The organism is Parabacteroides sp. KHUB-01 (assembly GCF_056640935.1).
The window spans coordinates 1,926,363-1,950,705 of sequence record NZ_CM153256.1 but is presented as its reverse complement, the minus strand read 5'-3'; the positions used below and the strand labels follow the sequence as shown (position 1 = coordinate 1,950,705).

The 24,343-nt window shown below is 39.2% G+C and carries 20 protein-coding genes; 12 read left to right on the top strand and 8 right to left on the bottom strand.

Annotated features, from left to right (window positions below):
* Positions 1 to 40: 40 nt before the first annotated feature.
* Positions 41 to 1,255, bottom strand: coding sequence for a hypothetical protein (locus ACYIAR_RS08620; protein ID WP_480328845.1), 1,215 nt, complete (start codon positions 1,253 to 1,255; stop codon positions 41 to 43).
* 618 nt (positions 1,256 to 1,873) lie between these two features.
* On the opposite strand from ACYIAR_RS08620, the gene radC reads away from it, so the two are divergent.
* From radC to ACYIAR_RS08605, 3 genes are read left to right on the top strand one after another with little or no spacing between them, the layout of a single operon-like run.
* Positions 1,874 to 2,563 carry a RadC family protein gene (radC, locus tag ACYIAR_RS08615; RefSeq protein ID WP_480328843.1) on the top strand — a complete coding sequence of 230 codons (690 nt, stop codon included), beginning with the start codon at positions 1,874 to 1,876 and terminating at the stop codon, positions 2,561 to 2,563.
* Positions 2,564 to 2,605: 42 nt separating this feature from the next.
* Positions 2,606 to 2,923 carry a metal-sulfur cluster assembly factor gene (locus tag ACYIAR_RS08610; protein WP_480328841.1) on the top strand — a complete coding sequence of 106 codons (318 nt, stop codon included), beginning with the start codon at positions 2,606 to 2,608 and terminating at the stop codon, positions 2,921 to 2,923.
* A gap of 19 nt (positions 2,924 to 2,942) precedes the next feature.
* Entirely contained in the window at positions 2,943 to 3,710 is a 768-nt protein-coding gene (locus tag ACYIAR_RS08605) for a UDP-2,3-diacylglucosamine diphosphatase (protein WP_480328839.1), read from the top strand.
* A gap of 373 nt (positions 3,711 to 4,083) precedes the next feature.
* Here the strand turns inward: ACYIAR_RS08605 and ACYIAR_RS08600 are convergent, their stop codons facing one another.
* The gene (locus tag ACYIAR_RS08600; protein WP_480328837.1) at positions 4,084 to 5,538 is read right to left on the bottom strand and encodes an aminoacyl-histidine dipeptidase; all 1,455 of its coding nucleotides are present in this window, start codon (positions 5,536 to 5,538) and stop codon (positions 4,084 to 4,086) included.
* Between the two features lie 58 nt (positions 5,539 to 5,596).
* A complete protein-coding gene (locus ACYIAR_RS08595; protein ID WP_480328835.1) occupies positions 5,597 to 6,604 on the bottom strand; it encodes a lysylphosphatidylglycerol synthase transmembrane domain-containing protein in 1,008 nt (335 codons plus the stop codon).
* 102 nt (positions 6,605 to 6,706) lie between these two features.
* Between ACYIAR_RS08595 and rsmA the strand changes: the two genes are divergently transcribed.
* From rsmA to efp, 5 genes are all read left to right on the top strand, one after another.
* Entirely contained in the window at positions 6,707 to 7,504 is a 798-nt protein-coding gene (gene rsmA / locus ACYIAR_RS08590) for a 16S rRNA (adenine(1518)-N(6)/adenine(1519)-N(6))-dimethyltransferase RsmA (RefSeq protein WP_480328833.1), read from the top strand.
* A 132-nt stretch (positions 7,505 to 7,636) separates the two neighbouring features.
* Complete coding sequence (mgtE, locus tag ACYIAR_RS08585) at positions 7,637 to 8,983, top strand: magnesium transporter (RefSeq protein ID WP_480328831.1); 1,347 nt, start codon at positions 7,637 to 7,639, stop codon at positions 8,981 to 8,983.
* A 168-nt stretch (positions 8,984 to 9,151) separates the two neighbouring features.
* Positions 9,152 to 9,496, top strand: coding sequence for a CidA/LrgA family protein (locus tag ACYIAR_RS08580; RefSeq protein WP_480328829.1), 345 nt, complete (start codon positions 9,152 to 9,154; stop codon positions 9,494 to 9,496).
* Entirely contained in the window at positions 9,489 to 10,187 is a 699-nt protein-coding gene (locus tag ACYIAR_RS08575; protein WP_480328827.1) for an LrgB family protein, read from the top strand. Before ACYIAR_RS08580 ends, ACYIAR_RS08575 begins: the two co-directional genes overlap by 8 nt.
* Positions 10,188 to 10,299: 112 nt before the next feature.
* Positions 10,300 to 10,863 (top strand): elongation factor P, encoded by a 564-nt coding sequence (gene efp / locus ACYIAR_RS08570; RefSeq protein ID WP_480328825.1) that lies wholly within the window; start codon positions 10,300 to 10,302, stop codon positions 10,861 to 10,863.
* A gap of 93 nt (positions 10,864 to 10,956) precedes the next feature.
* Here the strand turns inward: efp and ACYIAR_RS08565 are convergent, their stop codons facing one another.
* Positions 10,957 to 11,727: an IS5 family transposase gene (locus ACYIAR_RS08565; RefSeq protein WP_270592782.1), complete on the bottom strand. Its 771-nt coding sequence runs from the start codon at positions 11,725 to 11,727 to the stop codon at positions 10,957 to 10,959.
* 115 nt (positions 11,728 to 11,842) lie between these two features.
* On the opposite strand from ACYIAR_RS08565, the gene ACYIAR_RS08560 reads away from it, so the two are divergent.
* The 3 genes from ACYIAR_RS08560 to ACYIAR_RS08550 are packed head-to-tail and all read left to right on the top strand — an operon-like array spanning position 11,843 to position 18,269.
* The gene (locus ACYIAR_RS08560; protein WP_480328823.1) at positions 11,843 to 14,047 is read left to right on the top strand and encodes a hypothetical protein; all 2,205 of its coding nucleotides are present in this window, start codon (positions 11,843 to 11,845) and stop codon (positions 14,045 to 14,047) included.
* A 60-nt stretch (positions 14,048 to 14,107) separates the two neighbouring features.
* Complete coding sequence (locus ACYIAR_RS08555; RefSeq protein WP_480333495.1) at positions 14,108 to 16,633, top strand: glutaminase domain-containing protein; 2,526 nt, start codon at positions 14,108 to 14,110, stop codon at positions 16,631 to 16,633.
* A gap of 58 nt (positions 16,634 to 16,691) precedes the next feature.
* The gene (locus tag ACYIAR_RS08550; protein ID WP_480333493.1) at positions 16,692 to 18,269 is read left to right on the top strand and encodes a Gfo/Idh/MocA family protein; all 1,578 of its coding nucleotides are present in this window, start codon (positions 16,692 to 16,694) and stop codon (positions 18,267 to 18,269) included.
* A gap of 255 nt (positions 18,270 to 18,524) precedes the next feature.
* On the opposite strand, the gene ACYIAR_RS08545 is transcribed toward ACYIAR_RS08550, so the two are convergent.
* The 4 genes from ACYIAR_RS08545 to folP form a co-directional block, all read right to left on the bottom strand.
* On the bottom strand, positions 18,525 to 19,727 hold the full coding sequence (locus ACYIAR_RS08545; protein ID WP_480333492.1) for an acetate kinase: 1,203 nt from the start codon (positions 19,725 to 19,727) through the stop codon (positions 18,525 to 18,527).
* A 106-nt stretch (positions 19,728 to 19,833) separates the two neighbouring features.
* On the bottom strand, positions 19,834 to 20,865 hold the full coding sequence (gene pta / locus ACYIAR_RS08540) for a phosphate acetyltransferase (protein WP_480333595.1): 1,032 nt from the start codon (positions 20,863 to 20,865) through the stop codon (positions 19,834 to 19,836).
* 211 nt (positions 20,866 to 21,076) lie between these two features.
* On the bottom strand, positions 21,077 to 21,853 hold the full coding sequence (cdaA, locus tag ACYIAR_RS08535; protein WP_480333490.1) for a diadenylate cyclase CdaA: 777 nt from the start codon (positions 21,851 to 21,853) through the stop codon (positions 21,077 to 21,079).
* A 13-nt stretch (positions 21,854 to 21,866) separates the two neighbouring features.
* On the bottom strand, positions 21,867 to 22,760 hold the full coding sequence (gene folP / locus ACYIAR_RS08530) for a dihydropteroate synthase (RefSeq protein WP_480333488.1): 894 nt from the start codon (positions 22,758 to 22,760) through the stop codon (positions 21,867 to 21,869).
* Positions 22,761 to 22,842: 82 nt separating this feature from the next.
* Here folP and ACYIAR_RS08525 point away from each other — a divergent pair, with 82 nt between their 5' ends.
* Entirely contained in the window at positions 22,843 to 24,126 is a 1,284-nt protein-coding gene (locus ACYIAR_RS08525; protein ID WP_480333486.1) for a UDP-N-acetylmuramoyl-tripeptide--D-alanyl-D-alanine ligase, read from the top strand.
* The last annotated feature ends 217 nt before the right edge of the window (positions 24,127 to 24,343 follow it).

Sequence of the window (24,343 nt, the reverse complement as noted above, 5' to 3'; positions counted from 1 at the left end):
GTCTGCTATGTTTTCCGGATAGCAGACTTTTCTATTAAAATCAGAACATAAAAGAAGTTGACGCAACAAATCTATGGTTTGTGACAGTGTGAGTATGAGTTATTCTTCCTCTTTGGTCTGCCTCGCCGAACCATGCTGTTGAAGGTGAATACTCGATGCCGAATTTCCAATGAGGCAATACGTATGCACCGTAAACATTGAATGAAAGCAGCTGGCCAACTTCAAGTCCTACTCCATATTGGTCTATAATATCTTTTCCTGCTCCCAGGTTTTTCATATATCCGGCAAAGAAACCTTGTCTCCATTTCGAGCCGTGTACAATATTAATCCATGTTGAAGTCTGTCTGAAAGGAGAGTACTTCTGTTCTCCTGTCTTTTCATCACGTCCAGTCACACCTATTCCGCTCAACATACAAATATGCGATAGGTTAGAGCCATAAATAGTTTTTGCCGACATTGTCCAGTCGTTGACGATATATTTCAGATGAGCTTCAACTGCTCCTGATGTCACTCTTTCGTTTACTTTATAAATTTCTCCATTGACATTACACTGTGTTTGGGGAACAAGAGACAACATCTGCGCTCCAATTCCGGCAGTGAAATTATCTGAAGTGAAATCTATAGAGCCATATAGCTCTGGAATGCAGCTATGCTTGATATAGGACTCGCTTTTGCCGTGCGGTCCCATAGATAGAAATTGCAATTGCCACAAGGCAGCGCCGGTAAGTTGGATTTTTCCAGTATTGAATTTATATCTTATTTGCGGAGCACGGCTGAAACCGTTGAATGGAGCTCCTGTTGATAGATTTATCATTAATGGATAAATATCTCCGAAAAGAGGATGCCATGTTTGTCCTATTAGCAAAGATGATTTAGTCCAGTCGAGTTTCAGATAAGCATGGCGTATACGGAGTAAAGTAAAATTACTTCCATATCCTCGAAAATCTGTTTCAATTTTTGCTGAAGTCTTTATTTTCCCAATTGACGGTCCGTTTATATCAACTCCTAATCTAGTATATAAAAGATAAAAGCTGCCATTGCTTTGGTCGTTCAAATCCTTACCATTAGCATCACAATTATGATTTAAAGGATAAAGGTGAAACAAACCATCAACTATTTCAGAATTAGCTCTTGAGTTGTAGAATAAGTCTCCTCTTACCTGTCCGTAGAATTTATATGAGAAATTATCCTTTTGTGAGTAACAAGTAAGGGATAGTAAGCTTAAAAAAACTGTCAAAAGAGATTTTGTATTCATGTGTTTTTTGTTGAATGATTGTCTGCCTAATTTTTCTTTGGCAAAGATAATGTTTTTTTGATATTAATCAATGATTTAAGTATCGCAAGTTGCTCAACTTAAAAGTAAATAAAGCTTCAGATACAAGTAAACAAGGTCAGAATATCTGTAATTTCACGAATTACTATCTAAAAATTTTGTTAACTTGCCTTTTGTCAACTTGTTATCTGTAAGTTGAGCTTGCGAAACTTGGAACAATAGTCTATGCGTAATATAGTAATATTTATGGGAGCAAACTATATATACTAACTTCGTCACAACTGTGATTTGATTTCGCCACATTTGTGGCTTAATTAAATCACAAGTGTGACCTAATTTCGCCACAGCTGTGGCGAAGATAATATGTTTAAGTTTCACAAATAGCTCAACTTAAAAGTAAACAAGGCTTCAGAGACAAGTTTACAAGGTTAAAAACACCTGCAGCTTTAAGATTATTATATAAAAAAACTCTTTTCAACTTGTTATCTGAAAGTTGAGCTTGCAAACTTGAGACTTTAAAATTAGGCTATAAAACTTTATAAACCTACTTGTGTGATTAGAACTAAAATACTATTTTTACGCAAAATAAAAAACCGGACTATGAAACAGTTACCAATCAGTAAATGGGCCGAAGATGACAGACCACGAGAGAAAATGCTGCAGCAAGGAGCTTCAGCGTTGACAAATGCCGAGTTGTTGGGAATTCTGTTGGGCTCAGGAAATTCAGAAGAAACGGCTGTTGGCTTGGCGCAGCGTATCCTTTCATCTTACAACAATAATCTTAATGAACTTGGAAAGAAAACGCCTCAGGATTTGGAAAAAGAATTCAAGGGTGTTGGTCCTGCAAAAGCTGTGACTGTTCTTGCTGCAATAGAATTGGGCAGACGCCGTGCAAAGGAAGAAATTCCAATCAAAACACGGATTACATGCAGCCGTGATATTTACGAAACACTTCATCCTCAACTTGCAGATTTGGCGCACGAGGAATTTTGGGTTATTTATCTGAACCGGGCAAATAAAATTATCGAGCAGAAAAAGATAGGTCAGGGCGGAACGGGTGAGGTGGTTGCTGATATAATGCTCATATTGCGTACGGCTCTGATGGTTCTTTCCCCGGCAATTGTGGTGGTTCATAATCATCCTTCGGGAAATTGCAAACCCAGCAGACAGGACGATTTGCTGACAGGAAGAATAAAGGAGGCTTGCCGGAGTTTGAATATTCAGATGCTTGACCATGTTATCGTTTCGGACGGACAATATTATAGTTATGCAGATGAAGGGCGTTTGTGAAAAGAGTTTTTTGATTATTTTTGCCAAAAAATCAGGTAAATAATGAATAACGAATTTTTGCAGACAGAAGAAGCTATCGTTGCGATGCTGAAAACAGTATATGACCCGGAAATACCGGTTAATATTTATGACCTTGGACTAGTGTATAAGGTTGACGTTGACGAAGAAAAGAATGTTACAATAGATATGACTCTTACAGCGCCTAACTGTCCGGCTGCTGATTTTATTGTTGAGGATGTAAGAATGAAGGTGGAGTCGATTTCGGATGTAAAGAGTGTTGACGTAAACCTTGTGTTCGAGCCGGAGTGGGACAAGGATATGATGACAGAGGAGGCAAAACTGGAGCTTGGTTTCCTTTAAAAACAAATCATAACGATAAATGAGCCGTAACAAAATATATTTTGCCTCTGATGCCCATCTTGGAGCACGATTTCATAAAGATGCCTTGGCTGTGGAGCGTCGCCTTGTGCGCTGGCTCGACAGCATCAAGGATGAGGCGGCTGAGATTTGGTTTCTCGGTGATATGTTCGACTATTGGTATGAATATAAATATGTCGTGCCAAAAGGATTTACCCGTTTCCTTGGTAAAATAGCTGAACTGTCCGACAATGGTGTGAAGATTCATTTCTTCATCGGAAATCATGATATCTGGATGTTCGATTATCTTCCGAAAGAAGTTGGGGCGATTATTCACCGCAATCCTGAAACGGTGGATTTGTTGGGAAAGCGATTCTTCCTCGGACACGGAGACGAAGTTGACTACAGAAGCAAAGCTTTCCGTGTAATCAGGCAGATTTTCCGAAATCGTTTCTGCCAGATTCTGTACAGTGCTATTCATCCGCGCTGGACATTCGGTTTTGCTCTTGGATGGTCATTGCATAGCCGTAAGAAAGGTTTGGAGAAGAATGTAAAAAACGAAGCTCCGGAATACATGGGTGAAGACAATGAATATCTTGTTCAGTTCGCCAAATCATATCTTAAAGAGCATAATGATATTAATTTCTTCATATTCGGTCATCGTCATATTATGCTTGACCTTATGCTTACGCGTGAGAGCCGACTTCTTATCGCCGGCGATTGGATGAAACATTTCTCATATATTGTTTGGGATGGGGAAGCTCTTTGGCTTGATCAGTTTGAGGAGTGAATTTTACAGAGAATTTTCAGTTGCGTTTTCTATGTTATTACGTTGAATAACAAATGTATATAAATAATTTAAGGTGGTAAGAAAAAACGACCCTTTTTTCTTACCACCTTTTTCTATTCTTCCTGCAAATATAATCAATAAAAATAAATTGCCAACTTATTATAGACCAAATGTTTCCGTGATTAATCTTATTCTTTATATTTTATTTTTAAGTGATAAGAAAAAACGGTCGTTTATATTTACTATTACGATTTCTATTTTATACTTGACTATCATTTTCCCGTTTAGCGGGAATCAAGATAGATTTCGCATAAAAATAAAAAGCAGGCTGTCGTGATGACACCCTGCTTGTTCTATTTATGAATATGTATTGTTAAATCTTTTCCAACACTCGTTTTATATATTCCCAAGTTCTGCCAACTGAAGAAATACTTACGCATTCATCAGGAGAATGAGGATGTCTCAAATCCGGACCGATTGAAATCATATCCATTGAAGGATATGCGCCCTGGATTATACCGCATTCCAAACCTGCATGCATAACTGTTACGTTTGGTTCTTTGTCATACAATTCCTTGTATGTTTCCTTCATCACATTCAGAATTGGAGAATTAATATCCGGCTGCCATCCGTTATATCCGTTGGCAATTTCCACTTTTCCTCCGGCAAGAGCAAATATACTTTCAAGGCTTGAGCATACAGCATCTTTTCTGGTTTCGGAAGAACTGCGTACAAGAATCATTATCTCAATCAGTTCGTCTGAAGTACGTACAACAGACAGATTGCTTGAAGATTCAACAGTTCCAGGGAAATCATGCAGCATACTTATAGGACCGTTCTGGCAACCTTCAATTGCATTAATCAAGTCGTCTTGGATTTCTTCAGGAATAAGAGTTGACGGAAGGTCAACCATTTCTGCAGTGAAAGAAAGATTAGTTTCAATACCTCTGTATTCTTCTCTGTACATATCCTGATAGTCAGCAACAAGTTCCCACATTGCTTCAACATTGTCACCCGGAATAGTTACAACAGCCACTGCTTCGCGAGGAATAGCGTTTCTCATGTTTCCGCCTTCTATTGACGACAGGCGCGCGCCATAATCACAAACAGCTTCCTTAAGGAAACGGAACATCAGTTTGTTGGCGTTTGCGCGTCCAAGGTGAATATCTACACCTGAATGTCCGCCTTTCAGACCAGTAAGAGATACTTTTACAGCAACATCTCCTTCCGGAATATATTTGTCTTCTTTAAACTGGAATGTTACATTCACATCAGCACCACCGGCACAACCTACGAAAAGCTGTCCTTCTTCTTCCGAGTCACAGTTAAGGAGAATTTCTCCTTTGAGGAATCCAGGTTTAAGACCGAAAGCTCCGTCCATTCCAACTTCTTCGTTAACTGTAAACAAGGCTTCGATAGGACCATGTTTCAAGCTGTTGTCTGATAAAACAGCTAGAGCGAGAGACGCACCGATTCCGTTGTCAGCACCAAGTGTCGTACCATTGGCTTTCACCCAATCACCGTCGACATAAGCATTGATAGGATCAGTAAGGAAATCATGTTCAACAGAAGAATTCTTCTGAGGAACCATGTCAAGGTGAGACTGTAAAGTTACAGTTTTTTTGTTTTCCATACCCGGAGTAGCGGGTTTGCGGATTAGAACATTTCCAACTTCGTCCTGCAGTGTTTCGAGTCCAAGCTTCTTGCCACATTCGGAAACATAACGTGTAACTGCTTCCATATGTCCTGTCGGACGGGGAATTTGTGTTAGGTCATAGAAATAACTCCATACCTGATTTGGAGATAGATTCTTGATTTCTGCTGACATAAAAAAGTGTTTTAATTAGGAAGTGTGTGTTGCGACACTTCCTGGTTGATAATTATGTTTACTCAAGTTCAGAGTCTTGTTCTTCCTTATTGATAATAGGCAATGCCACAACTCCAACCAAACCACAAAGTCCGGTCCAGATAGTTTGGACAGTGTGAACAACCAGAGCAAATGCTGCTGCGTCGTTTTCGTTTACACCGAAGCAAACCAAAGTAGCTATTACCATGAAATGCCATGGTCCGATTCCTCCCTGAACCGGCACGGCAACTGCAATACTTCCCATTGCAAAGGCAATCAATCCTACAGATATTCCCAGATTCTCTGTAAAGTCAAAAGCAAAGAATGTTATATAGAAATATATGAAATATCCAATCCAGATCAGCAGAGTTTCAGCAATAAAAAGGCTTTTGTTTTTCATAACCCAAACGCTTTTTATGCCGGTCCAGATATTGTTAAGCATATCCTTTGCTTTCTTGACGAGGGTAAAGTTACTCATATATCTGAAAATAAACCAACCGCCTACAATAAAAAATACGACTATAGCATAAATCCAGATAGAATTGAACATCGAATAGAAACCATCGAGCAATGCAGGGTTTTTGGCAAAGAAACTACCGAAGAAATCAAAGTTGAATATAACAATGCTTAATGTTATGAGACCGACCATTATTGTATCGCTTACACGGTCGATTAGTAAAGTGCCAAGTAGTTTTGTGAAAGGGATTTTATCATATTTCATAACCATTCCGCATCTCCAAACTTCACCAACGCGTGGTAAAACCAGATTTACAGCATAATTTCCCAGTACGGCGAGAATAGCATTGCGCAGTTTGAAGCGTTGTCCCAAAGATTCAATGAGCAAACCCCAGCGAAAACCTCTGATGATATTTGCGCCAAGACCGAAAATAAGAGAAAACAGAATTATCTTGTAATTTACTCCATTTTTGATGACATCAGTAATCTCAGTTATATCCATATTCCTGTATAGAAACCACAGAAGAAGGCATCCTAAAATCAGAGGCAGGAATATTTTTATTATAGTTCGGAAAATATGCGCAAAATCCATCGTATGGGAAATGTTTAAATTATGAATAATTTATTGTACTTTTGTATATCTGCAAAGATAAAAAAATTATTGAAATAGGAACTATATATTAACCTTTGGTGGATGAGATTAGTAAAACCTAAAAAAGCATTAGGGCAGCATTTCCTTAAGGATTTGGATATTGCACGCCGCATAGCCGATACTTTGGCGGAGTACAAACATCTTCCGGCATTGGAAATTGGTCCAGGAATGGGAGTGTTGACTCAATATTTGTTGGAATACGGACATGACTTGACTGTAGTCGAACTGGATAGTGAATCTGTGGAATATTTGCAACAGAACTTTCCTGCACTTGAAGGTCGCATAATCGGTGATGATTTTCTTAAGTTGGATTTAAAGAAAATCTTCCCGGAGCAGTTTTGTGTGATTGGTAATTATCCATATAATATTTCGAGTCAGATATTCTTCAAAGTGCTTGACTATAAGGATCAGATACCTTGTTGTTCCGGGATGATACAGAAGGAAGTGGCAGAACGCTTGGCTTCAGGCCCAGGAAGTAAGGCTTATGGAATATTGAGTGTCCTTTTGCAAGCTTGGTATGATGTGGAATATTTATTTACAGTCAGTGAATATGTTTTCGATCCACCTCCAAAAGTCAAGAGTGCTGTTATTAAAATGACCAGAAACAGCCGTACATCTTTGGGCTGTAATGAGGCGTTGTTTAAGACAGTTGTGAAAACGTCATTCAATCAGCGTCGTAAGACTCTTCGCAATTCTATGAAAGCTATTTTGGGTAAGGATTATCCGGATTATTCTTTGCCTGTGTTTGACAAGCGACCGGAACAATTGTCGGTTGAGCAATTCGTTGAGCTTACCATAATGACAGACAAATGGCTTTCTGCAAATAAAACCGAAGTTTAAGGAAATTTTTACCTTGTTATTATTGGAGATATAAAGTTTCATGTTGGATTTGTTTTATTTATCATAGAGCATGGAACTTAAATGATTTAAGAATCTTGGACCTTTGTCAGGTCTCACAAAACGTTGGTTATTATGATTGAGCTAACGAAAGAATATATAGAGAAATTCCAAAGCATAATTGCCGAGAGAGATGATGAAAAGGCAAAAGAAGAGTTGCGTGGATTATATCCAGCTGATATAGCGGAACTCTATAAGGAGCTTGATTTGGATGAAGCCATCTATCTATATCTGCTGATGGATGATGAAAAGGCAGCGGATGTTTTGATGGAACTTGATGAGGAAGATCGTCATAAATTGTTGAAAGAACTTCCAAATGAGCTTATTGCCAAGCGTTTCGTTGACAATATGGAAACCGACGATGCTGTGGATTTGATGCGTGAGCTCGATGAAGACACTCAGGAAGAGATTCTTTCGCATATCCAGGACGTTGAGCAGGCGGGTGATATTGTTGACTTGCTGAAGTATGACGAAGATACAGCCGGAGGTTTGATGGGTACTGAAATGATCGTTGTAAACGAGAATTGGAGTATGCCTAAATGTATCGACGAAATGCGTAAGCAAGCAGAGGATATGGATGAGATATATTATGTTTATGTCGTTGATGATGATGAACGTTTGCGTGGAGTTCTTCCATTGAAAAAGTTGATAACCAGTCCTTCCGTGTCGAAGATTAAACACGTGATGAAAAAAGATCCGATTTCTGTTCGCGACAGTGACAGTATTGAAGAAGTTACCGAAACGATTGAAAAATATGACTTGGTTGCTTTGCCTGTAGTAGACAGCATCGGTCGTCTTATCGGACGTATTACAATTGACGACGTAATGGATGAAGTTCGTGAACAGCACGAACGTGATTATCAGTTGGCATCCGGTATCTCTCAGGACGTTGAAACTTCGGATAATGTATTCACTCAAACGGCAGCTCGTTTGCCTTGGCTTTTAATCGGAATGCTGGGTGGTTTGGGAAACTCTGTTATTCTGGGAGGTTTTGAATCAAGTTTCGCTACAAATCCCAAAATGGCATTATTTATACCATTGATTGGTGGAACCGGAGGAAATGTTGGAATACAGTCTTCTGCAATTATCGTTCAGGGTTTGGCAAACAACTCGTTGAAAGACGGTAATATTTTCCCTCAAATTTTGAAAGAATCTGTTGTATCATTGATTAATGCCAGCATAATTAGTATGGTTGTATTTATATATAATTTCTTTATGTTGGGTGATAGAGGTATAACAGTATCAGTTTCTTTAAGCTTGTTTGCTGTTGTTATTTTTGCCAGTGTATTCGGAACGCTGGTTCCTATGACTCTCGATAAGCTGAAAATAGATCCAGCATTGGCAACAGGACCGTTTATAACAATTACCAATGATATTATTGGTATGATGATTTATATGTTTATAACATCAGCATTGACATAAAATATCTATATGTTTGATTGATAGTGATTATAGCTGTCAGTTCTAGAGATAGAGCACTGTTCTATATTGATATTCATCAATTATTTTTGTAATTAATATATGTTGTAGAACATATATTGTTTGAGCTTACTAATTTTGCATCGTCATCTTATTTAAAGGAAAGGTAAAATGCTGACGCAAGTTTTTTATGTGTTGTTCTTCTATTTTGTAGGAGAATTTATAAGCTACTTTATAAATGGATTTGTTCCGGGTAGTGTGATTGGAATGATGCTTCTTTTTGTTTCGTTGGCTTTCCGTTGGGTAAAACCGGAAAAAGTCAAGAGAATCTCAACTTTGCTTACAGATAATATGGGATTGTTTTTCCTTCCCGCCGGAGTTGGATTGATGACTTCATTAGCTGTAATAAGCAAATATTGGCTTTTTATTTTGCTGGCATCTGTCGTTAGCACGATTCTTGTGATAGCTGTGGTTGCCATTGTTCAACAAAATATGGAAAAGAAAGCTCATGAATAATTTACTACAAAGCGAAGTTTTTATACTTACATTGGTTATTGGGACATATCTTATAGCAACACTTCTTTATACCAAGACTAAAATAAAGTTGCTTCATCCATTATTGACATCTATTTTGGTTATAATTTTGTTTTTGAATGTTTTCGGAATAGAATATGAAACATTCAAGCAAGGAAGCCATTTGATTCATTTTATGCTTGGCCCGTCAGTAGTGGCTCTTGGCTATGTGTTGTATGAACAGATGAAATATCTTAAAGGTAACGTGATATCAATTCTGACATCAGTATTTGTTGGTGCAATTGTCGGAATAGTAAGTGTTATAGTTATCGGAAAATTGATGGGAGCTGAGGATGCTCTAATAGCTACATTGGAACCAAAATCCGTTACGACTCCGATAGCAATGGGTATATCAGAGAAAAACGGAGGAATACCGTCACTTACAGCCGTAATTGTTGTGGCTGTAGGAATATTTGGAAGTATAATTGGTCCTATGGTTATGAAAGTTTTGGGTATAGAAAGCCGTATAGCAAAGGGATTGGCATTGGGAGCTTCTTCTCATGGTGTCGGAACAGCTGCTGCTATACAGATTGGAGCTGTAGAAGGGGCACTGAGTGGCTTGGCAATAGGATTGATGGGAATTATGACAGCGATACTTGTACCAGTTATTACATATATAATCTCTTTATTCTGAATAGTTAGAGGTCGTTTTTTTCAATTCTCTTTTGTTTCTTAAAAGGGAAAATAGTATTTTTGCGCCGAGAAAAACTCTTTCAAGAATAATCACAAAATATAAAGAATAAAATATGATTAACTCTCAAGACATTAAGAAAGGTACTTGTATCCGTTTGGATGGCAAATTGTATTTCTGCGTAGATTTTCTTCATGTAAAACCAGGTAAAGGTAACACAATCATGCGTACAACTTTGAAAGATGTTGTAAAAGGTGGTGTTATCGAACGTCGTTTTAATATCGGTGAAAAATTGGAAGATGTTCGTGTTGAACGTCGTCCTTATCAGTATACATATCGTGAAGGTGAACACTTCCACTTTATGAATCAGGAAACTTTTGAAGATGTAATCATCGACAAGGATTTGATTAACGGTGTTGAATTCATGAAAGAAGGTGAAATAGTTGATGTTGTATCTGATGCTTCAACTGAAACAGTTTTGTTCGCTGATATGCCAACAAAAGTTCAGCTTGTTGTAACATACACTGAACCGGGTATCAAAGGTGATACAGCTACTAATACATTGAAACCTGCAACAGTTGAAACAGGTGCAGAAGTTCGTGTTCCTTTGTTTATTAATGAAGGTGAACTTATCGAAATCAACACTCAGGATGGTTCATATGTAGGCCGTATCCGCTAATTTAGTATTATTTTTACCTTAATAAATAAGTGGGTCTGATTGGAAAAATGTTTTCTCCCATCAGACTCACATTTTTTTATTATGAGAAACTGTTTAAATTTTATTCAAAAATAATTTTATGGCAGCGATATGCATCATGGCTTCGTGCGTATCGGCCCTGTATTCATAGTCAATGGTCAGTCTCCTGAAGTTCTCGAGCCATGAGAAAGTGCGCTCGACAATCCATCTTTTTGGCATGGGGACAAATCTGTCCGTCCGTTTGTCGGACCTGAGTACGACATCCAGGTCGCAATGCAGCAGTCTCTTGACCGTGTTCCTGACAGTCTCGCCCCTGTAACCTCCGTCCGCCAGAATCCGTTTCAGCCCCGGGAATTTGTATCTCATGGATTCGAACACCTCTTCCGCCCCTACGCTGTCATGGACATTTGCCGGATGGACTCTCACTGACATGGGCAGCCCCAGTGTGTCAACCACTATGTGCTCCTTCCTGCCCTTTATCTTTTTGTTTCCGTCTATTCCCCTTTGACCATCAATATGATGGGAGGTCCTGACACTCCTTGAGTCGATGATCCCAAGGCTGGGACTCTCCGCCCTGCCCGAAAGACGGCGGACAATGCCGCGGAGGGTGTCGAAGATCTCTTCAAGCAGGCCCTCGTTCTTCCACTTGCTGAAATAGTAATACACTGTCTGCCACGGAGCGAAATCCGATGGGAGCATTCTCCACTGCACGCCGGTCTTCACGATGTACAGGATGCCGTCAAAAACAGAGCGCAGTGAATATTTTCTGAATCTTTCTTTGGGGTCTAACATATTTTTTATAACTTGCCACTGTTTATCAGTCAGGTTGGTTGGGTACTTATGCATAACTTTAATGTCTTGATAATCATAAAGTTACGAAAAAAATTCCAATTAACCTACTGATTTACAACTAATTATAAATAAATTTAAACAGATTCTGAAAAGAACAACAATTCAAAAAATGCTCTTTGGTGGCCTGTCTTTTATTTTGGTTGGAACAGGATGTAAATTAGAGCAAATATCAGATAATAACCAGTTAGTTGAAAAAAGAGAGAAGACCGCCTTTCAGACAGGACAACCGTGGCGACCAACAATGGATAACCGTGCTGATGTGGCTATTGTATACGGAATAGGGGGAAATCCTTCTGATAAGCAGACGATTGGATTTGAAGAGCGTGTCCGTAGTTGGCGTGAACGTGGCTATACTGTACATTTTATGACAGGAAGTGCTTGGGGTGAATATCAGGATTATTTTACAGGAGCTTGGGATGGAAAAACTCATTTGGATGAGGGACAAGTTACCAGAAAAGGAGATACTATTTGGCATGGTTACATGGTCCCATATATTGTTCCGTCTGATAATTTTATCAGTTATTTGAAAGAACGTCATATAAAGAGAGCTATTGATGCAGGAATTGATGCTATTTATTTGGAAGAGCCGGAATTTTGGGCAAGAGGTGGATATAGTGAAGCTTTTAAGCGTGAATGGAAAACTTATTATGGGTTTGATTGGAAACCTCAGCATGAATCTGCAGAAAATACCTATTTGTCAAATAAACTGAAATATCATTTGTATTATAAAGCCTTGAATGAATGGTTTTCTTATGCTAAGGATTATGGAAAATCCAAAGGAATGAAAGTTCGCTGTTATGTGCCAACTCATTCATTGGTGAATTACGCTCAATGGCAAATTGTTAGTCCAGAAGCTAGTTTGGCATCATCAGAAAGTGTTGATGGTTATATAGCTCAAGTTTGGACTGGTACATCTCGTGAACCTAATTATTTTGACGGTATAAAAAAAGAAAGGGTGTTTGAGAATGCATTTTTAGAGTATGGTTGTATGGAATCAATGACAGCTCCTACAGGCAGGAAAGTATTTTTCTTGACAGACCCGATAGAGGATTGGCCACGGGATTGGGATGATTACCGTAAAAATTATCAGGCAACTTTTACTGCTAAATTGTTTTATCCAGACAATAATAATTATGAAGTTATGCCTTGGCCTGAACGAATATATGAAGGGCTGTATCGTACTAGTCCTGACAGTGATGAGAAGACCCGCATACCTCGCTTTTATTCTACTCAAATGCAGGTTATGATAAATACTCTGAATAATATGCCGGTTGTTGATAATAGAGTATCAGGCTCTGAAGGTATAAGTGTACTTATGGCTAATTCTATGATGTTTCAACGTGCTCCGGAACCTATATCTGGTTATGATGATCCTCAGCTGTCAAACTTTTATGGACAAGCTTTGCCATTTTTGAAACGTGGTATACCTGTACATCTGATGCATATCGAGAATGTGTCTTTCCCTGAAAACTGGAAAAATACCAAAGTCCTTTTGATGAGTTATTCCAATATGAAACCTTTAGAGCCTGAAGCTCATAATATTATTTCTGATTGGGTTAAGAATGGTGGTGTGTTGGTTTATAGTGCAACAGATAAGGATCCGTTTCAACAAGTCCGTGAGTGGTGGAATCAAAATGGAAACAATTATGCGACTCCTTCGGAACATTTGTTCTCTATAATGGGATTACCTGCTAATTTACCCGCAGGGGAATACACTGTTGGCAAGGGAAAGGTATGTGTAATTCGACAGGATCCTAAAAGTTATGTTATGAATGTTGGAGGTGATAGGGATTATGTTTCAACAGTTGCCAAATTGTATGCAGAAAAGACTAACGGAAATGAACTTCAGTTCAAGAATAATTTTTATCTAGAACGTGGTGTATATAAATTGGTAGCCGTACTTGATGAAAGTGTAAGTAATGAACCTTATATATTGAAAGGCAGGTTTATTGATTTGTTTGATCCAGAATTACCAGTTTTATCAGAGAAAATTGTGAATCCGGGTGAGCAGGCATTTTTACTTGATCTTGCGTGTGTGGAAAATACTACTAAACCTCAAGTTTTGTGTGGTGCGGCTAGAATTTATGATGAGGCAATAACAGATACATCTTACACTTTTGTAGCAAAGAGTCCAATAGAAACAACAAATGTTATGCGTGTCTTGTTACCGGAAATCCCTGAATCAGTAGATTTTATTGGTCCTAATGGAAATAAAGTTCTTGATGCTGCTTTTGAATGGAATGAGAACAGTCATACTTGTCTGGTAAAATTTGAAAATCATCCAGATGGAGTTAATGTTACTTTTAAATGGTGAGATAACTAGTGTAACATTAGTAAATATGGTTTGTTGAATATAAATGAAAATATATAGAAAATGGATTTCTTGAGAAAAATTTTTGCGTTATGTTGTGCGACTTTGTCATTAGTAAGTTGTATAACGAAAGATAATAGAGTCGTTTACAAACCAGCAGATGAGAATTCATTGCGAGCACCGGCTTATCCTTTGCTCACAATAGATCCTTATACTAGTGTCTGGTCGTTTTGTGATAAACTTAATGATGAACCAACAAGACATTGGACTGGCAGAAATCATCCGTTGGTTGGTGCTATTCGTGTTGACGGAGAAACATATCGTTTTATGGGCCGTGATTTAATAAAGACTGAGCCTGTAATTGGTACTGCAAAACAGAATTTATGGGACGCGATGTATACCTTTAGTAAACCTGAAGATAACTGGATGCAGAATGATTATGTGCCCCAAAATTGGCAATCAGGAAAGGCTGCATTTGGTACACCTGAGAATCCTCATGCAACAGTAAGTTGGAATAAAGATGATATTTGGGTTAGAAGAACATTTGACTGGTCTGAAGATATATCAAAGGAAGATCTGTTCTTACAGTACTCTCATGATGATAATGTTGAGATATTTTTGAATGGTGAACAAATAGCTGTAGCCGGTAATGGCTTGGATTATGATTTGTTGCAGGAAATACCTGCTAATATAGCTTCTTCGATAAAGCCCCATAATAATGTTCTTGCAGCTCATTGCCATAATAATGGAGGTGGAGCTTATATAGATTTTGGTATATCGCGTCAGATTAAGGATGATACATCATTTAATTTAAAGGCTGAGCAGAAGTCTGTTGTTGTAATGCCAACTCAAACATATTATACATTTGAATGTGGTGGAGTTTTACTTGATTTGATTTTTACGTCTCCTGCAGTTCCTACAAATTTGGAGCTGGTTGCTGCTCCTTACAATTATGTGACTTATCAAGTACGTTCGCAGGATGAGAAAAAGCATGATGTTCAAGTGTATTTTGAAGCAACTCCTTTACTAGCAGTAAATACTATTGAACAACCAGTAGAGTATTCATTGCAGGAAGAAGATGGTTTTATTTTGATGAAAACAGGAACTGTTGAGCAACCTATTTTGCAGAAGAAAGGTGATGATTTACGTATTGACTGGGGATATTTTTGTATGGCTGCACCTAATTCTCCAAGAGTAACCGTTTCTATTGATGAACAGAAAACAACTAAAACCAATTTTTTGAAAACAGGAATATTGCCAGGGAAAAAAGGTTTGACTTCTCCTGATATGCAGAAACAAATGACCGTTTTAGCATATTCAGACAATTTAGGTATGGTTGGAGAAGAAATATGTTCTGGACATTTGGTTTTAGGTTATGATGATATTTATTCTATCCAGTATTTTGGAGATAATAGGATGGCATATTGGAAACATAATGGTTCGGTTACAATTGAACAGGCTTTGAAAAAAGCTTTTGATTCATATTCGGAAAATATGCAGCAATGTAATGATTTTGACAAAAAATTGATGGAGGAGGCTAGAAATGCAGGAGGACAGCAGTATGCTGAGTTGTGTGCATTAGTCTATCGCCAAACAATGGCTGCGCATAAGCTTGTAACCGACAGTGAGGGAAATCTGATGTATTTTTCAAAAGAGAATTTCAGTAATGGTTCTATTGGTACTGTAGATATTACTTACCCGTCTTCACCGATGTATCTTTGTTATAATACGGATTTGTTGAAGGGAATGATGACTCCGATTTTTGAATACAGCCATTCAGGTAGATGGAAAAAACCGTTTGCCGCTCACGATGTTGGAACTTATCCACATGCTAATGGTCAGACTTATGGTGGTGATATGCCTGTGGAAGAGTCGGGAAACATGTTAATTTTGACAGCTGCTATTGCTAAGGTTGAAGGCAATGCAGAATATGCTGCCAAATATTGGAATGAACTTACAGCTTGGGCTGATTATTTGAAAAAAGAAGGCTTGGATCCAGCAAACCAGTTATGTACTGATGATTTTGCAGGTCATTTTGCCCATAATACTAATCTTTCAATAAAAGCTATTATGGGAGTGGCTAGTTATGCTTATTTGGCAAGAATGTTAGGTAAGGTAGAACAGGCTGATTCTTATGAGTCTGTTGCTCGTAATATGGCTTCTAAATGGGTGGAAATGGCAGATGATGGAGACCACTATCGACTCACATTTGACCAGCCTGGAACATGGAGCCAAAAATATAATTTAATTTGGGATCGTTTATTAGGGTTTAATCTTTTCCCAGAAAAAGTTGCTGATACTGAAATGGTTTTCTATAAAGAACACATTAACTGTTATGGCTTACCGTTAGATAATAGAGAAGATTATTCAAAATCTGACTGGATTTTGTGGACTGCTTGTCTGACTGGAAATGATGCAGATTTTTGTGCGTTGGTTCAACCTGTTTGGAAATATGCTAATGAAACGACTTCGCGTGTACCTTTGAGTGATTGGCATTATACTTCTACAGGAAACCAACGAGGATTTCAGGCTCGTTCAGTAGTTGGGGGGTATTATATGAATATATTTGCTAAAAGGATGGTTAGATAAATAAAATCGTTACCTTTGCGGATAATTCATGCTAACAACGAAAAACATAAATTAAATTATGGGAAAATTCAACAAATTGATTTTAGGTGCTTGTGCTATGCTTACATTGGCATCAGCACCTCAATTAAATGCACAATCTTTATCGCCATCAACTAAATGGCATTGGGATAAAGGAACAATAGTAATTGATACACCTGAACGTCCTGCTGGTCAACAGCATGCTATAGGGCTTACAGTTCCAAAAATGGAAGTTGTAAGAGTTGGCTTCGTTGGTTTGGGTATGCGTGGTCCAGGTGCAGTGGAACGTTTTACTCATATTCCGGGAACGCATATTATTGCTCTTTGTGATTATGAAGAAGAAAGAGCTGAAAAATGCCAGAAATATTTGCGTGAGGCAAGTCTGCCTAAAGCTGATGTATATTCTGGAGCAGAAGGTTACAAGGCTCTTTGTGAACGTGAAGATATTGATTTGGTATATATCGCAACAGATTGGGATCATCATTTCCCAGTTGCAAAATATGCGATGGAACACGGTAAGAATGTAGCTATAGAAGTTCCATCAGCAATGAATCTTGAACAGTGCTGGGAACTTATCAATCTTAGTGAGAAGACTCGTAAACACTGTATGATTCTTGAAAATTGCTGTTATGACTGGTTCGAGATGAATACATTGAACATGGCTCAGCAAGGTGTGTTCGGTGAAGTTATAAGAGCTCAGGGTGCATACATCCATAATCTTGACCAATTCTGGGATTATTACTGGAAAAACGGAAAAGAAGACAAACTAGGATGGCGCTTGCGTTATAACATGGAAAACCGTGGTGATGTTTATGCTACTCACGGCCTTGGCCCGGTTGCTCAGGCATTGGATATTCACCGTGGTGACCGTATGACTACTTTGGTTGCTATGGATACTAAGTCTGTTCACGGAAAAGCATTGGCAGAAAGAGCGACAGGTGAAAAATGCGACAATTTCCGTAACGGTGATCATACAACAACTCTTATTCGTACAGAAAACGGTAAAGTAATCGAAATTCAGCACAATGTAATGAGTCCTCAGCCATACAACAGATTGTATCAGTTGACAGGAACTAAAGGTTTTGCTAATAAATATCCTGTTGAAGGATATGCTTTGGATGCTTCTCAGATGGCAGCTTCTGGTGTTCAGCCAAAAGTAGATAATCTTAATTCTCATTCATTTATGCCGGAAGCTGAGATGAATGCTTTGGTAGAGAAATATCAGCATCCTATCCTTAAGAAATATGGTGAAATGGCTAAGGAAGTAGGCGGACACGGCGGTATGGACTTTATCATGGACTCTCGTCTTGTTTACTGCTTGCAGAATGGTCTTCCTTTGGACATGGATGTTTATGATATGGCTGAATGGTGTGCTTTGGCAGAGCTTGGCGCAATCTCAATGGATAATGGCTGTGCTGCAGTTGCATTCCCGGATTTCACTCGTGGACACTGGAATGACGTAAAAGGTTTCAAACATGCTTTTGCTTCTCCAGAAGATGAAGCTAAGGCTGAGCAAGCTGCAAAAGCTGCAACAGCTAAACTGAAAGAAGAAGGTGCAAAAGAATGGGCTAAGATTGCAAAGAAAGAAGCAAAGGCTGCAAAGAAAAATAAAAAGTAAATTCCCCTTTTGAGGAATCCAAAATATGAAAACAGAGCTTACATTGATTGTAGGCTCTGTTTTTTTATGCCGTTGACATTTCCGGATATAAAAATAGCCCCAACCGGTGTCAGGGCTATTTAAACACGAATCCTTGTGTTTAATGTAAGCTGTGAGGATCCGAATAGTTATTAATAAATATTCTAGTTGACAAGTTAACAAGTTGACAAGAAACATTTATGAAAACCTTGTCAACTTGTTTCCTCGTTCCCTTGTTTACTTATTATTAAGAATTTCCATTGTATCAGATGCAATCATGAACTCTTCGTCAGTAGGTACAACCAATACTTTAACTTTACTGTCTGGAGTACTGATTACCATTTCCTGACCACGCATACCTTCGTTCTTTTCAACATCGATTTTCATTCCCATATATTCCATGTTCTGGCAAACTACACGGCGAGTAGCCCACTGGTTTTCACCAACACCACCAGTCCATACAAGAATATCGCAACCGTTCATAGCTGCTGCATAAGCACCGATATATTTCTTGATGCGATAGTTGTAAACATCCAATACCATCATTGCACGCTTGTCTCCACGAGCATCAGCATCTTCGATTTCACGCATATCTGAAGAAATCTCAGACAAACCTGCAACACCACTTTTCTTGTTCAATAATTCAGACAAACCAGCTGCATCCAAGCCTTCTTTTTCCATGATGAATGGAATTGCTCCCGGGTCAATGTCACCGCAACGAGTACCCATCATCAAACCTTCAGTTGGAGTAAGACCCATTGTTGTGTCAATACATTTACCGTTCATGATAGCAGCGATAGAACCACCATTACCAACGTGAGCTGTGATAATCTTCTGATCTTCGTATTTTACACCAAGGATTTCGCAGGCACGTTTTGAAACATAGCGATGGCTAGTTCCGTGGAAACCGTAACGGCGGATACCATATTTAGTGTAATATTCGTAAGGTAAGCCATACATATAAGCTCTTTCAGGCATAGTCTGGTGGAAAGCAGTATCAAATACGCCAACCTGAGGAATGCCAGGAATCAAAGCTTCCATAGCTGCAATACCTTTCAAATTTGCAGGATTGTGAAGAGGAGCCAAGTCTGTACATTCTTCAACCTTATCCAAAACTTCCTTAGTCAAAAGTACGCTTGACGCAAACTTTTCACCACCGTGAACTACGCGGTGACCAACAGCGTCGATTTCCTTGTAATCCTTGATACAGCCGTAAGTTTCGTCTGTCAATACGCTAAGGATAAACTGAATACCTTCCTGATGTCCAGGAATGTTTTTCTCAAGGACAACTTTCTTACCATCTTTACCTGTCAGCTTAAGGAATGAATCAGGCAAACCGATTTTTTCGATACCACCCTGAGCCATAACATCGCCCGAAGTCATATCGAACAATTTATATTTGATTGAACTACTACCGCAGTTTAATACTAAGATTTTCATGTTTATTGAGTTTATTAGTTGTAAATTTTAATAGTTGACAAGTTGACAAGAAAACAAGATATTAATCTTTTATTTCTGAAACCTTGTCAACTCGTCCCCTCGTTTCTTATTTATTCGCCTTCAAGCCGATTGCCTGATTACAAGTGATAGCCACCATCTTGTAGATATCATCAACAGAGCATCCGCGTGACAAGTCGTTAACTGGAGCAGCCATACCCTGAAGGATTGGACCAACAGCTTCAGCACCGCCAAGACGCTGAACAAGTTTGTAGGCAATATTACCAACTTCCAAAGTAGGGAATACCAATACGTTTGCTTTACCTGCAATTTCGCTTCCCGGAGCTTTCTGTGCAGCAACTTTTTCAACCAAAGCTGCGTCAGACTGCAATTCACCGTCGATTTTCAAATCCGGAGCCATTTCTTTTGCCAAGCGAGTAGCTTCAACTACTTTGTCAACCATTTCGTGTGAAGCACTTCCTTTAGTTGAGAAGCTCAACATTGCAACGCGAGGTTCGATACCAGCAATGTGGCGTGCTGTCTGAGATGTAGCAACAGCGATACTAGCCAATTCCTGAGCGTTAGGATTAGGCATAACAGCACAGTCAGCAAATACGAACAAACCGTTTTCACCATACTGAGGTGTTTGAGTAAACATAAGGAATGCACCTGAAACACAGCTCATACCCGGAGCAGTCTTGATAATCTGCAATGCAGGGCGAAGAACATTTCCTGTAGTGTTCAAAGCACCGGCAATTTCACCGTCGGCATCGCCAGACTTAATCATAAGGCAAGCAAGGAACAATGGGTCTTCAACCAAAACTGCAGCCTTTTCAGGAGTCATACCTTTTTTCTGACGCAACTGAACCAAAAGGTCGGCATATTCAGCCTTCTTTGCGTGATTCTTAGGGTCAACAATTGTTGCCTGAACGATATGGTTCAAACCATATTCTGCAGCAAGTTTGTTGATTTCAGCAGGGTCACCGATAAGGATGATTTCTGCAATTCCTTCAGCCAACAGACGGTCGGCTGCTTTCAATGTTCTTTCTTCAGTTCCTTCAGGAAGAACGATGCGCTGCTTGTTAGCCTTTGCGCGTGCAATAATGTCTTGCATTAAGTCCATAGGGAAGAATTTATTTATGTTCTGTTTAAAACTTTTTCTGCTACAAAATTAGGCAAAATGCAATATAGAGTTTGCAAAATCGCATAAATAAATTCAGTGATAGATGTCAGTTTCAGAATATTTAACAATAATATGGCTGTCTGAACAGCTCTAATCAATTGAAAAAGGCAGATTTCAATAGCAAAATGAAAGACTGTTATGTTTCAAAAAAGTACGGTGTTTAATATAGTTATCCAACCACCCTTTCCCCCGAAAGAATCTGCTGTAACTCTTCTGCTGTAACATTCACACTCAGATTACCTTTGTGTGCCACAGAAATCTTTCCTCTTTCTTCTGAAACGATGATGACTATTGCGTCAGTTTCTAGTGACATACCAAGACCGGAGCGATGGCGCAATCCCATTTCCTTAGGCAAACTTGCGTTTTGCGCAACGGGCAGAATACATCCGGCAGCTTTGATTCTGTTGTCGGCAATAATCATTGCGCCGTCGTGCAAAGGGCTGTTCTTGAAGAATATATTTTCAATCAGGCGGGCATTCACATCGGCATTAAACATTTCACCGGTGTGTTCATAAACTGTCAGTTCCATTTCCTGCTGTATGCAAATAAGTGCGCCTGTTTTCTTTTTAGCCATATTCATACATGCAAGAACAACGGGAGCTACGAACTTGCTTTCGTTTTCACTGTTCGGGTCGCGTTTGCTGAATAGCTTGCTGAGGAATTTCCATCCTCTGTGTGAACCAAGTACAAGGAGGAAACGCCTGATTTCGTCCTGGAAAAGAACCACCAGTACAACGAAACCTACGCTGATAAACTTATCCAATATGGCTCCCATCAGCTTCATTTCCAGAACGTGCGAGATAAGAATCCATACAACTATAAATGATACTACACCACTGAATATCGCCAAAGTTCCCGAAGTCTTCATCACCTGATATGTCTTATACAGGAAAAAGGCGACAAGCAATATGTCAATTAAATCTTTAACGCCGAATTGTAGCCACATTTTGTTTATTTGTTTATATAGTTTTTTTAGTTGACGAGTTTACAATTTTGCAAGTTGACGAATGTTCCGGCTCGCCGGAAAGCATTCCGCATATTCTTACTGTTTCAACGGCTTCTTTCACATCATGAACTCTTAATATATTTGCCCCGTTGAGCAATGCAAAGGTGTGGAGCACGCTTGTTCCGTTCAGACTTTCTCCCGCAGTGCATCCCAGCAGTTTGTAAATCATGCTTTTTCTGGATATTCCTATAAGGAGAGGCAGTCCGAAGAGTTCGAAATCCTTCAGATGTCTCATCAGCTCGTAGTTTTGCTCCATAGTTTTACTGAAGCCGAAGCCTGGGTCCAGAATAATATCGTGCACGCCCATCAGACGCAGCCTTTCTACCTTGGCTGACAAATCCGTCATTATGTCGGCAGTGATATTGTTGTAGTCTGTGTTTTGCTGCATAGTCTTAGGCGTTCCGCGCATATGCATCAGGATATATGGAACGTGAAGCTCAGCTACGGTTCTGAACATATCCTTGTCAAGGTCGCCGCCCGAAATATCATTTATTATGGCAACTCCAAATTCCTCCACGCAGCGTCGTGCCACTTCTGCCCTGAAAGTATCCACTGAAACTATAGCTTCCGGATAATCTTTTGAGATAATCTTCAGAGCCGTTTCTAGCCTTTTCATCTCCTCTTCGGCAGAAATATCGTCAGCATCTGCGCGGGATGAATAACCGCCTACATCAATTATATCTCCACCTTCGCTGATTATTGCCTCAATACGCTTTCTGATGGAATCTTCTGTTTGCTTGCGGCTTCCTTCATAAAATGAGTCCGGGGTGACATTCAATATACCCATAACCAGAGGTTTCTCCAACGACAGGAGCTCACCTTTAATATTTAGAGTTGAGTGTTTCATTTACTAATGATTATTTGCTCGCAAAGATAGAAATTCTTCTTTTATTCTTACTTTTGCTCCGTCTATAAAAAAGCTTGGATTTATGAAGTTGACAGAACTATATGATTTATATCTTCAGCACCCGACGGTGACCACCGACAGCCGCAATTGTCCTGCCGGTTCAATCTTCTTCGCCCTTAAAGGCGAGCGGTTCGACGGAAACAAATATGCCGAAGGCGCCCTGGCTTCCGGAGCAGCATACGCAGTAATCGACAATGCCGAATATAAGAGCAGCGAACGCATGATTCTCGTTGATGATGTACTTTCAACATTGCAGCAACTGGCACGCCTGCATCGCCACACTTTGGGCATTCCCGTAATAGGAATCACAGGTACAAACGGAAAAACGACTACAAAGGAATTGCTGGCTGCAGTTTTGTCCCGCAAATACAATTTGCTTTACACTGCCGGAAATCTGAACAACCAGATTGGAGTTCCGCTCACTATTCTCAAAATGACGGCACAACACGAAATGGCAGTAATCGAAATGGGAGCAAATCATCCCGGCGACATAAAGGAACTTGTGGAAATAGCCGCTCCTAACTATGGACTTATAACCAACGTCGGCCGTGCGCATCTCGAAGGCTTTGGCTCTTTCGAAGGAGTGATGAAGACTAAAGGCGAGCTTTACGACTTTATCCGCCATAATGGAGGAAAGATTTTCCTAAACGCCTCAAATCCATATCTGCCTGCGATGGCAAACGGATTGGAAAGCATAACATACGGAACAGGCAGTGATTGCTTTGTTTATGGCAAGGAAACGGAATGTAATCCTTTCCTGTCTTTTTCATGGACAGGCAGCGGAAACACATATAATGCGAAAACTCATCTTATCGGTTCTTACAATCTTGACAATCTCCTTGCAGCCGTAGCAGTAGGTTCTTATTTCGGTGTTCCTGCCGAAGCAATCAACAATGCTTTGGAGAGTTATATGCCGACAAACAACCGTTCGCAGTTCAAGCAAACCGAGCGTAACAGTCTTATTATCGATGCATATAATGCCAATCCCAGCAGTATGAAGGTGGCTATTGATAATTTTGCCGCAATGAAGGGTTCGCCAAAAGCAGTTGTTCTTGGGGATATGAAAGAACTTGGTCCGGAAAGCGACGCCTTGCATCTCGAGGTTGTTGAGCAGTTGCGCCGCTATGGTTTCGACAAGGTTTATCTTTGCGGCGAGCATTTTTCTAATGTTGCTTCCAGCTTCTCACCATTTGCTACTACCGCTGATATGGTTGAGGCTCTGAAAAAAGATAATTTATCGGGATATTATATTTTGATTAAAGGTTCTCATAGCATGGGGTTGGAGAAAGTTGGAGATTTGTTATGATTTCTTGACGTGTTTTTTAATATATTGATTATATGAGATTTATATTTTCAGCCATTTTTATATGGCTGAAACTTTTTTTTCACAATATATGAAAAACTTTTTTCATAATATATGGAAATTCTTTTTCATCCGGATGAAAAAAATTTTTCAAAGTAAGATTATGATTTGAAACAGTATTTTCTTTTTTATTCCGTGCAGCTTTGAAAGCTAAAATCTG